At 63.5% G+C, this 11,081-nt stretch carries 13 protein-coding genes; all 13 read right to left on the bottom strand.

What is annotated here, in order from left to right; translation table 11 throughout:
* Positions 1–25: 25 nt before the first annotated feature.
* Complete coding sequence (locus tag H6717_22375) at positions 26–1,345, bottom strand: pilus assembly protein N-terminal domain-containing protein (GenBank protein MCB9579789.1); 1,320 nt, start codon at positions 1,343–1,345, stop codon at positions 26–28.
* Positions 1,346–1,347: 2 nt separating this feature from the next.
* Positions 1,348–2,127, bottom strand: coding sequence for a Flp pilus assembly protein CpaB (gene cpaB / locus H6717_22370; protein MCB9579788.1), 780 nt, complete (start codon positions 2,125–2,127; stop codon positions 1,348–1,350).
* A gap of 55 nt (positions 2,128–2,182) precedes the next feature.
* Entirely contained in the window at positions 2,183–3,151 is a 969-nt protein-coding gene (locus H6717_22365) for a hypothetical protein (GenBank protein MCB9579787.1), read from the bottom strand.
* Between the two features lie 16 nt (positions 3,152–3,167).
* Positions 3,168–3,647: a hypothetical protein gene (locus H6717_22360; GenBank protein MCB9579786.1), complete on the bottom strand. Its 480-nt coding sequence runs from the start codon at positions 3,645–3,647 to the stop codon at positions 3,168–3,170.
* A gap of 20 nt (positions 3,648–3,667) precedes the next feature.
* Positions 3,668–5,209: a hypothetical protein gene (locus tag H6717_22355; GenBank protein MCB9579785.1), complete on the bottom strand. Its 1,542-nt coding sequence runs from the start codon at positions 5,207–5,209 to the stop codon at positions 3,668–3,670.
* A gap of 10 nt (positions 5,210–5,219) precedes the next feature.
* Complete coding sequence (locus H6717_22350) at positions 5,220–5,744, bottom strand: hypothetical protein (GenBank protein ID MCB9579784.1); 525 nt, start codon at positions 5,742–5,744, stop codon at positions 5,220–5,222.
* 16 nt (positions 5,745–5,760) lie between these two features.
* Positions 5,761–6,306: a prepilin peptidase gene (locus H6717_22345; protein ID MCB9579783.1), complete on the bottom strand. Its 546-nt coding sequence runs from the start codon at positions 6,304–6,306 to the stop codon at positions 5,761–5,763.
* A gap of 6 nt (positions 6,307–6,312) precedes the next feature.
* Positions 6,313–6,489, bottom strand: coding sequence for a hypothetical protein (locus H6717_22340; GenBank protein MCB9579782.1), 177 nt, complete (start codon positions 6,487–6,489; stop codon positions 6,313–6,315).
* A 74-nt stretch (positions 6,490–6,563) separates the two neighbouring features.
* Complete coding sequence (locus H6717_22335; GenBank protein ID MCB9579781.1) at positions 6,564–6,764, bottom strand: hypothetical protein; 201 nt, start codon at positions 6,762–6,764, stop codon at positions 6,564–6,566.
* A gap of 166 nt (positions 6,765–6,930) precedes the next feature.
* The gene (locus H6717_22330; GenBank protein MCB9579780.1) at positions 6,931–7,584 is read right to left on the bottom strand and encodes a hypothetical protein; all 654 of its coding nucleotides are present in this window, start codon (positions 7,582–7,584) and stop codon (positions 6,931–6,933) included.
* 63 nt (positions 7,585–7,647) lie between these two features.
* Positions 7,648–8,490 carry a hypothetical protein gene (locus H6717_22325; protein ID MCB9579779.1) on the bottom strand — a complete coding sequence of 281 codons (843 nt, stop codon included), beginning with the start codon at positions 8,488–8,490 and terminating at the stop codon, positions 7,648–7,650.
* Entirely contained in the window at positions 8,487–9,233 is a 747-nt protein-coding gene (locus H6717_22320) for a hypothetical protein (protein MCB9579778.1), read from the bottom strand. The genes H6717_22325 and H6717_22320 overlap by 4 nt, the downstream gene beginning before the upstream one ends.
* Positions 9,230–11,074, bottom strand: coding sequence for a long-chain-acyl-CoA synthetase (locus H6717_22315; protein MCB9579777.1), 1,845 nt, complete (start codon positions 11,072–11,074; stop codon positions 9,230–9,232). Before H6717_22315 ends, H6717_22320 begins: the two co-directional genes overlap by 4 nt.
* Between the last annotated feature and the right edge of the window lie 7 nt (positions 11,075–11,081).

Raw genomic sequence — 11,081 nt, 5'->3', positions numbered from 1 at the left:
CCCCACCGTGCCCGGTGCGTAGGGTCTATTTGTTGACCTTGCGCCACTGCTGCGGCCGCTTGTTGTAGGCATTTACGGTGTCGATGTCCCCGGAGTACTCCTCGAACTGGGACAGAGCGTTGTTCACGATCTCGATGGCCGGCTTGGGGGCCGATTCGACCGCGGTGGGAATGATGAACACGGCGCCTTCCACGTCTTGGGCGTCGTCCAGGTGGGAGCCAAATAGTAGCCCGAGAACCGGCACCTCGCTAAGCAGCGGCAGACCGCTGACCGAATGTCGTCGGTTCTGCGAACGAATGCCGGAAAGCACGAGGGACTGGCCGAGCTTGAGCCGTACGAGGGTGTTCAGCTTGGAGACGTTGCGCCCTGGAATGTTGGTGGCGGACACCGGGGGGATGAGGTCGGAGACGTCTGCCTCGACCTGCACCTCGAGCTCGCCGCTCTCTTCGTCGAGGCGCGGGAGCACGGTGACCTTGGTGCCGTACTCGATCTGCTGAATGGTGGAGGTCAGCCCGGAGGCTACGGCGAAGTTCTGCTCGGCGCCGCTCTCGAAGGTCGCCTTGGTGCCGTTCACGGTGATCACCGTCGACTGCTTCATGACCTTGGCCCAGCCGTGGTTGGACGCGATGTCGAGAGCCGGTAGCGGTTGGTTGACGATCGAGGCCTCCGCGGTAGTCGTGGTGCCTGCCAAGAAGTCGTAGGTGAACTCGCTCTGAACGACGTTGCCGCCAATGCGATTCGGCCAGTCCACGCCGACCTGATAGCCGCTGGTCTTGTCGTACTGGATGAAGAAGAAGTCGATGCGGATGTTGACCTTCCGGTCCGCCGCTCCGCCCTGTCCCACGACCACGAGGGACTCGACCTGACCTGGGTACAGCGCGGCAATCTTCTCGATGCGCCGGGCGTCCCCTTCCGTCGCCACGCCACCTTCGATGAAGAAGCGGGAGCCGATGCGTCGCACGCGGATGCCAGGAGACTCACCCAACAGGGCGCTAACCTCCCGCTTCACCACGTCCGGAGAGCGTGCAAAGACGTTGATGACCCAATTGACGGTGGTGCCGTCCTTGTTGATGAGCAGCAGGGTCGTGGTTCCGGGCTTGCGGCCCGCGATCACGAACTTGGTGTTGTCCGTGGTCAGCTTGATGTCCGCGATGCCCTTGATGCCTTCGGAGTAGTTCTTCACGCCGACGGCTGGCAGCGTCTTGTTCTCGCCGACCACGAGATTGAGCTCGTTTGTTTCGCCGGCTTCTTCGGTGTTTTCGCTCTTGGGGTCTTCGTCCTGTGCCAGCGCACTGGGCGCTGCCAACAGCAGGGCGGCCAAGAGAATCCAGGTGTTTCGGAACATGGTTACTGCGCCTCGAGCTTCACGGGAGCGTTGGAACGGATCTTCTGGATCTTGCCGCGGATGTCCTTGTCCTCGAGCGCCGTCGACGACATGTCGGGAATCCCCTCGACGACGCGCGGGTCGTCGGGGTTGCGCAGCGCGACCATGAGCTGTCCCTTCTCCGAGGCCAACGACAGCAGCTGGGCCTCTTGCAGGTTCACGCTCAGGGTTAGAATCAGGTCTTTGGAGTACGCGTCCTTGTCGTCCACCAGGTTGGCAGGGGCGGTCTGCAGCCCGACCGCCAAGCACAACACGCGCTGGAGGAGCACCACGGCGTTGCGCTTGTCCCCATCCCCGGCGGGCATGTTCGCGATCACGTCCACGTAGTCGCCGGGACGGATCAGCGCGAAGCTCTTGTCGTTCCGCTCAGCTCGGATCGAGATGGCGCGGTTCCCTGGTTGAATGAGGGCGCTCAGGTCTCGTTGCTCGTCCGTGGCAATGGCCAAGTCCGTCCACATCAGCGTCTGCTGGGCCTCGACCTTGTTACCGAGCTTCAGACCGATGACGTTCGACTTCTCCACCGCCTTGACCGCACGGTCCTCGACATAGGCCAGTGGGATCTCACGCGACGTCACCGAATCCTCGGTAATGACGGCTCCCGGGTCCAGTGGCTTAACCGCCATCAAGACGAGGATGCGTTCGCCACCAGAAGCCTCTTGCTCGAACCTCCGCATGTAGATCACGAGCAGGAAGGCCCCGAGCACTGCAACGATGAGCGCAATCAGGAGGGCACGCTTGTTCATACGCGCGACCCAGTATGGCCTGATAACGCCGAAATGGGAACGTCGGAGGTTCGGCTCAGTTGCCGCGCATTTCGAGCATGGACACTGCCGTACGGTCCCCGTTGGGGTACGCCACCAGCATCAGGTCCACGCCCTTGCGGCTGTAGTAGCGCGCCTCCGGCACCTCTTCGTTCACCGGCACGCGATTCCAGCCACGCTTGGGCATTTCCGAGTCGTACTGCTGGAGCACGTCCTTCGAGGGCGCGGTGGATTCGTAGATTCGAACCGAGTGGGGAGCGCCTTCCGCCGCCGCCGTCAAGAAGCGTACGGAGTCCTTCGGTCGCGGCGCATTGCGGGGATCCGAGCCCGGCGCGTCCTTGCCGTCCGCAGGAGCCAGCATCGAATCGAACTTGAAGGAGCCGTCCGTCCACACGGTGATCACGTGGGTGCGCCCTGAATCGGTGCGGCGCGCGTACACGTAGCGGAGCAAGCCAACGTCTGCGAGATCGAAGCTGTCGGCGAACTTCATCAGTCCCTTGACGAAGTTCTGGTCCCCGTTCTTGGGGTTCCGCACTGCGCACGCAACGATGCCTTCACCGTCGCGCTCTTCTCGGAGAACGCCCATGCGGAACTTCTTGGCAGCCGCCAGCGCCTTCGCGTCCGTCATCAGCGAGTCGATCTCGCGGAAATCACGGGCGACGGTACCGTCTTCCTTGCACACGCCTTCCACGCGGTCCAACACGGCGGACACGTCCGCAGTGGTCGTCGCGCTGGCGATGTTCATCCGCTCGCCGTTCAGTACGAGGCGGCTCGAGGAAGACGTGAAGTCCTCCAGCTTGGAAAGCTGACGCCCGGTGATGAGCGCCTGCTCCGTCACGCTTCCCATCGCCGAGTTCGCTGCCACGCCGGCGAGCACCACGAAGAGCACTGCCACGTAGGTGCCCACTCGCATCACCCGGCGAACGCGCTCGGGGACGAAAAGGCGCACGAACCCGCGGAACTGCCTGCGGCCAGCTCGACTCTGCTGTTCGCTCGTGTTGGCCATACTTCTCATCCCTCGATCAGAATCCGAATGCGCCCTTGACGACGTTGAACGCAGTCTTGAAGAAGTCCCCGACGTTGTCCGGCGCGGGGGGTTCGTTGCAGCGCATGTACATGCGCGCTTTCATCTCGTAGGACTTGCCTCCGAGCATGCCGGGGAAGGTGGACGTTTCCGACTTGGTGATGTCGATGTACCCCGAGTCCTTGGTCAGCGACGTGTTGCCGAAGTCGATGTAGCCCTCGGCCTCGGACGTGTCTGGCATGCCCGGCACGTCCTCTGCCTGCCCCGTGTTCGAGTTGACGTTCTCGAGAGCGTTTCCGCTGCCCTCACAGCCAGCCAGGGCTTGCTTCCAAGCGATGGCGCGAGCTTCGTCCATGGCGCTCAGCTTTGCCTTGTGGGCGTTCACCACCGCCCACAGGCAAGCCATGATGATGACCATCGTGCCAGTGATGATGACGGCCTCGACGGCGGCCGCACCCCGAGAGCGGCGACGACCCATCCTGGTGCGTTTGAGCGGGGTCAATGGATGATCTCCCAGGAAGTGAACTTGAGCTTGTCGTCGATCCACTTGTCGAGCTTGGCGCCGGGCTTGCTGATCGCGCCCTTGAGCCAATCCTCGGCCTTGTCGAAGACGAAGCCACCAAACAGGTGCTGGAGAGTGCCCGTCTTGTTCAGGTTCTCCATGACCTTGTCCTTGACCTTGAACTTCTCCATCAGCTTGCCGAGACCGAACTTGGAGAAGTACTCACCCAGGTTGAGACCGTTGAGCCCCACGCGGCGGAGGCGCGCCCGCCAGCGCATCTCCCACATCGCGTCGTCCTTGTTGTCTTCCCACTTCCCGCTCTTGTCCCAGTAGAACTCTGCCTGCGCGAAGCGGAAGTTGCCCCAGGAGGTGTTCGGGTTGGGCATGCCGGAGGAGGCAGCAACAGCCACGCCCTTGTCCATCTTGCGGGGCCACTCTTCGTTGCCGAAGGCCACACCCCAAGTCGCGAACCAGACGCTGCCAATCTTGGCTCCCTCCCAAACTTCCTTGGGAGTCTTGTTCTTCATATCGAAGATCTTGCCGGAGCCCGCGTCGATTCCCTGGCTGGCCTGGCCGACGGTGGAGTCGACCTGCTTGTTCAGGTCTTTCTGCGTGTCCTTCTTGCAGTCGTCGTACTTGAACGAGGGGGGGTCGCTCTCACCCTCGTGGTCCTTGTCCCACTGCTTCTTCTTGTTGTCGCAGATGGTCTTGATGGTGGACGCCAAGTCGTTCTTCATCGTCGACTTCACGTCGGATGCACCACCGCTCTGGCCGCAGAAGTACCCTGAGAACGTACCGGCCAAGCCTCCCGCCGCCCACTTCAGAGCCTTGACCGCGAAGCCCGGCATCCAGAAGAAGGCGAGGTCGACGCCAATCTCCGCAGCTTTCTTGCAGAATTTGTCGTAGTCCATTTCTTGGACGGGGAGCCCTAGCTTCTTGCCGTCCGGCAGCCACGGAACCATCGAAGGGCTCACCATGAAACCGCTGTTCACCGCGGTCTCCGTGTCCCCCTTGTAGTGGTCGGCTACATCGAACGACTTGGCGAGTGCGACGTAGGGGGTCGTTATCGCAACGACCACCTCCATCTTGCTCAAGACAGGTAACACCTTGTCCACGACGTTCGCGTACTTGTTGCTTGCCTGGATGATCTTGCTCTCGAGGTTTCCGCCCCAAGTCATGAAGGGGCCGCAGAAGGCAGCACCCGTTCCAAAGGAGAGAGCAACGATGATTGCGCACGCCGCAAGCGCAATGCCGAGCATCAGCGCGATCATGCGGAGAGCAACCAAGACAGCAAGAATGGCCGCCATGATCAGGTTGATCAGGACGATCATGTTCATGCCGCGGGCATGGACACCAGCGGCGGAGAAGGCAATGGCATCCGAGGCGTCCTGAACGCGCTCGCGGTACATGATCGCGTTGCCGGTGCCGATGAGATAGAAGAGCGCGCCTGCGAGGAAGAACGCCATGAACGCGCCCGCCACCATGATGGCGCCGCGTTCCTCTTGGACCAGGGACTTTATTGTGCGTTTCTCGGTCATCGCGCCCTCGTCACTCGGGATACTCGTAGGTGGCGGCGTGAACGGGCATGCTGGCTCGACCCTCCAAGATGCGTGTGCCTGCAATGCACACGAACCACTTGGCGATGGGGAGCTCGCAGTAGTACGGCGTCTTCACGTGCACCACGACGGTGGAGCCGGGGCCGTAGCTGGTTCCGTTGGGAAACTCGACCTCTGACATTCCCAGGCTGAGGGAGGCGAGCTGCGGAATGGCGACCGCTCGCTCGATGGCTTGGCGGCGCTTGGAGGTGAGCTTGTTCATCTCTTCCCCGCCGTAGTTCTTCGGATCGTCCGGAATCACGACGGCGGCAGCACGGGCGCCCGTGACCGCCGAATGCATCACGATGAGCTTGGCGGAGTACAGGCCGGCGGCCTGGGTGAGTACCCAGAAGGTCAGGAAGATGGGCCAGAAGACGATGAGGAATTCGACGTAGACGGCGCCCTTGGTTCCTCTGGAGCCGCCGACTCGCGGCTTCTCGGGTCTTCCGCGGCGGTTTTGGCGGCTCAGGCGGCTCACGTCAGTCTCCTCATTGTCAAACTCGCCAGTGCAACAATACGGCGACACAGGTGGCCGCGAAGATGGATGGGGCGAATCTCAGCTCGGCCATCATCTCCTGCGGGACCTCCCGGCGCCTTGCCTTGGGAACGAACCAGTTGCGCACGAGCAGGGCGCTGTTCCCCAAGGTGTGGAACAGCTTGCCCTCCCATGCCAAACGCGCGGGCGCATAGAGCGCCGCGACGAGGAAGGAGTAGAGCTCGGCTTCCATCCCGACCATGGGAAGCAAGAGAGCGCCGACAGCTCCAAGTAGCTTGACGTCGCCTCCATAGATACCTCCCACGAAGTAGAGAATGGCTGGAACAATCAAACACAAGAATGCTCCAGCTACCGAAAACGCTGCTCCTTGCCAGCAGCCGGTCCAACCCGCCCGCGCATACCCGAAGGCAGCATGAACGAACGGAGCGGCTGCCAGCGTACCGAGCGTCAGCCGATTCGGCAGATGCCCGGTACGCCAATCAAACCAGGCGGCCAGCCCAGTGACCAGGACTGCGGCGAGGAGAAAATACTGCTCGCCGTACATCCTCGATCAGAGACCCTGGATCTTCCCAGTGTGCTCGCCGACCTTGCCGCTGATCGCGCCGCCGAAGGCCTGGAACGCGATGATGCAGAGGATCGCGATAACCGCGACCAGAATGACGTACTCCGCCATGCCCGCGCCGCGCTTGTCTTCGATGAACTTTCGGATCTGCTGCTTGACCGTCATTGCTCTACCTCGCTGAAAAGACTGGTTGTTCTATTTGGGTGGGTGGGGTTGCGCCGTTTCCCTACACGGATGGGTTACGGGAAGGGGGACAGCAAAATTCCTTGGGACCGCTCGTAGCCAGCGATCAGCGAGGGCCCGAGCGCCAGAATGGCGACAGCCCACGCGATGGTGACGGTGCTGAGCAACACGACGTACTCCGCCATGATCGCTCCGCGACGATCCGCCATGAAGCGCCGCGCAACCTGCCGAGGTGCTCGTCGTTCTCTGGGCGACACTTCAGGCCTCATACCGTTCCCTACACTACCAGACCTCTGGATCTCGGTAAAGGGAGTTCTTTCGCTCATGTCAACTTTGTCGCTTCCCGAAGGATCTCGAACGATTAGGTCACTCATGGTTTCAATGGTGCTCGATTACTTCAGCCACACGACACGACCGACGCCTCTAAAGCGGCGTGGGTCCTGAGGAAGTTCTCCGCGGAGCGTAGTGGTAGCGGCGCTCGACCTTGAAGGTTTGGTCGAACACGAACACCTCGTCCGCGTTCTTGACCTCGAACTGTTGGGTGGGGCTCTGGGGCCTCAGATTCTTCTCTTCCGTGGTGTCCAGGGACAGCTGCAGCGCCTGATTGGGGCTCACGGAAAGCTTCACGTGGGCGGCGCCGGACTGATCCGTACGCGCCACTTCGCGACCGAGGTAGCGCACCGGCAAGTTCGGGCCGTTCTCCGCGCGCACGGCGACGACGACAGTTCTTGTCGTGGGAGGGCACGACACCTTGTACTCCGGCATCGCGCCCTGCTCCGCGACCTTGCGAAGGGTCACAGGCAGCGGTTTTGTAGGCGATTGGTAGCCTTGAGGGCATGCGACCATCAAATCGAAGACCTCGCCCTCGGCACCCTTCAAGCGCAGCTTGAGACGCCCTTCGTTGTTCGTCGTGCCGACCTTCTCGCCCTTGTAGGTGATCTTTGCACCAGCGATGGGCTGCCCTGGATCTCCCTCCACCTTGACGGTGGATTCGTACGTAGGGGCAGGCGGTGGCTCGAACAGCTTGCAGCTCGAAAGTGCAAGCGCGCCCGACGCGACGAAAACGAGCGTGCGCATCGTGTTTGAGTTTACCCCCGTCGACATGGAAATCCACCCTTCCGAACCGTCGTCACCGAGACTTTACCGAGCCCACCGTGGGTCGCCCTCCACCAGCCACGCGAGCTCCGTTTTGACTCCATGCGCAACGACGCCGTCGTACGTGTGTCCGACATTTCCGCCGAACGTCACTCGCGCTCCTACGTCGGTCTTCTCTGCCACTCGCGATGCGGCCTGACTCGCAAGACGACAGGCCGCTTGCCCGCAGGCGAACAGCACGCGCTCTCCACCGGCGTCATGAAATCGCTTGGCGAATCCAATCGTCCAACCGTCGTAGCCACCCTCGATCAGCACGGCGCGGGGGAAGGTCTTTGCTTCACTCGACACGATGAAGCGCCCCAGGATCGCGCCAAGGGAAAACCCGGTGAACACCACCGAGCCCTCCGCTACGTGATCAGGGTAGCGCGCTCGCAACGCGTCCAACGCTGCCAGCACTTCCTTCTTGGTCCGAGTCAAGCTTCCCCAGGTCCAACGGTCTTCGCTCTTGGGAGCGTCCGTGCGTGGGATGCCCCGCGGGCAGAGCACGAATGGAAAGGCCTCCGTGATGTCTCGCCAAACATCGCACTGCCACTCGGGTCGATCGTAGTTGCCGTGGAGTGCGATCACGACCGGGCGACGCCCGCGCGCATGGACAGGCAGTGATACGGCCGCGTCCCGAAAACCTTCCACCTCGAGCGAGACGATCGGCTCGGGTGTGGGCAGCGGCGGCGGCGCAGGAGGAGAGGGCGGCGCGGATGCAGCTGGTGAGGTCGAGGCTGCCACCACGATGCCCGCAGGCCTCGGCTCCGGGGCTTGGGCGGTGGTCTCGTGCTTTCCGCGACAGCTCCACAAGGCGAGGGCCACGAGCGGCGCCCATCGCGTGGTCACGGTCCCACGAGCCATGCGTAGCGACCGCGAATCGCGCGGATGAGAGGACGCTCGAGGGGCGCCCCGGTCTCGGTCGAAACGGCGTCGGCAACGATCCCGGCGTGACGCGCGAACATCACGGCGCGATCGACGTCGTGACGGCAAGCGTCCATGCCGCAGACGAAGAGCACGCGTTTTCCTTTGCCGTGAGCGAACACCGCGGCGTTCCCGGCGGTCCAGTCTCGAGTACCGCCATTCACGAGCACCAAGCGTGCGAAGAACGACGGCTCCTGCTTGGCTATGGCGATTGCCCGGGAAGCGCCCGGACCGTAACCGGCGAGCACGACGGGGCCGCCGGCGACATGCGCGCCGTACTTCTTCTTCAACGCCGTGAGCGCCTTGCGAAGCTCCGCTGCCGTTCGCTCCTGGGTGCCCCAGCCAGAGCGTCCAGGAAGATCCCTGCGCTCGACGCCGGCCGGGCACAGCACGAAAGGGTGCGGGCCGACGATGCTCCGCCACGCGCCACATTGCCACTCTGCGCGGTCGGCGCTGCCATGCAAGGCAATCACTATGGGGCGAGGCGTGACTGCACCCAAGGGCACGGCCACGCTGGCAGGACGGAATCCGGGCACGTCGAGGGGCACCAACCAGCTGGACTCGGCCAACGGCGCGAGGCCAGCGTCCACCGAGGGTGCCTTGTCTTTCGAGCACTTGCAGCCGCCGGTCGACAGCAGAGCAAGCAACGCGGCAGCGACGACCCTCATAGCCTGAGACGACCCGCGACGATCTCGTCCCAGCGCTCTGACGTCAGCGGCACGTAGCCGTCGTCCTGCCGCACGTACAGTGGGTCGGTCACCCGGTTCGGGTCCACACCCTCGGAGCGCAGCCGCGTCTTCTGGATCTTGAAAGTCCCCGTGGTGGCCAGCTGTGGGAGCACCCGAACGAAGCGCGGCTGGGCGTAGGACGGCAACGTCCGCACGACGCGCCAGAACGCAGCGACATCCAGCCCGCCCTCGCACTCGAGGGCGGCCAAGCCGGCGGCGCCTTCCATCCCGGGAACGAGCACGCTCGCCACCGTCGCTCCGCGCACGCCTTCCGCCTTGCCGATGACCTCGGCGACCTCGGCGGTGGACACGTTCTCCCCTTTCCAGCGGTACGTATCCCCGATGCGGTCCACGAAGTAGAAGTAGTCGTTGTCGTCGAAGCGCATCAGGTCCCCGGAGCGGAAATAGCGGTCTCCTTGGCGGAACACGTCCGTCAGAACCTTGCTCCGAGTGGCGCCTTCGTCCGTGTACCCGCGGAAGTCACCCAGAGCGCTGAAGGGCTTGGCCTTCAAGCGGATCAGCAGCTCGCCGACTTCTCCTGGCGCGCATTCGATGCAGTGCCCGTCGCCGTCACGAGTCAGCTCGTCGCGCTCGACGTCATAGCGAGCGAGGCGAAGGGCCCCGAGTCGGCGCATGGGGACGTGGCCCACGGAGCCGACCTTGCCGGTGAGGTTGAAGATCGCGCCCGGCGCTTCCGTGGCGCTGTAGAACTCGCGAATGAACGGGATGTCGAATCGGCGCGAGAACTCCTCCCACACATCGGCGCGAAGGCCATTGCCGACCGCGACCCGAACCGGGTTGTTCCGCTCCTCGGAGCTGGGTGGGCGATTCACGAGGTAGCGGCACAGCTCGCCGATGTACAGGATGGACGTGGCGCCGTAGCGCTGTACGTCCGGCCAGAAGGCGGACGCGCTGAAGCTCTCTCGCAGCGCCAACGGCGTGCGGCTCAGGATGCACGAGCCGGCGCCGATGAGCAGGGCGCTGGAGTGGTAGAGCGGCAGGACGCAGTACAGCTTGTCTCCCGGCTGGAACTGAAAGAGCAGCGTGCCGAAGCCTGCCCCGGCCAACACCGAGCGGGCGTGAGTCACCTTGCAGGGCTTGGGTAGACCCGTAGTGCCGGAGGTGAAGATGTAGACGAAGTCGCTTCCGGCGTCGACTTCGACCCGAGGGAACGGCCGACGCGGCGCGCGCGCGAGGCGGTCTTCCAGATCGCCCTCGCCGTACACCACGAGGTGGGACAGACTCGTGTCCGTCAGCGCTCGCACGGCCTCCGCCATCTTGGCCTGCACCAGCGCTACTCGAACGCGCGACGAAGCGATGGCGTGCGCCAGAGGCGCGCCGGCCAGATGGTGATTGATGAGCGACGCGGTCGCCCCCAGCCGGGAAACCCCGAGCGTGATCGCCAAATACATCGGCGAGTTTTCGCCCATCAGAGCGACGACGTCCCCCGGTCGCACGCCCAGCCCCTCCAGCACGTGGGCGATCCGCGAGGTGAGGGCGTCGAGCTCCGCCCAGGTCAATTGATCTTCCCGCATCTCCAAGGCGAGCCCCCCAGGGCGAGCCTTGGCATTCTCGGAGACGACGCGGATCAGACTCTCGTCGTGCCCCTCACGAGCTTTGACCAGCCAGGGCAGCGTCTGGCGAACAGCCGAGGGTGCTACGCCGAGCGCCGCGCGAACCAGCTCCCACCACTCGGGATCGCCTCGACGCCGCACGACGTCTTCGACGGTGCCCTTGAGAGCACCCAGCTTTTCCGACAGATCACCGACCACGCCGGACACCATAGGG

The sequence above is a fragment of the Polyangiaceae bacterium genome (assembly GCA_020633235.1).
Taxonomy (GTDB): Bacteria; Myxococcota_A; Polyangia; order Polyangiales; family Polyangiaceae; genus JACKEA01.
The sequence above is the reverse complement of the archived record's forward strand: the minus strand, read 5'-3'. Positions and strand labels throughout refer to the sequence as shown.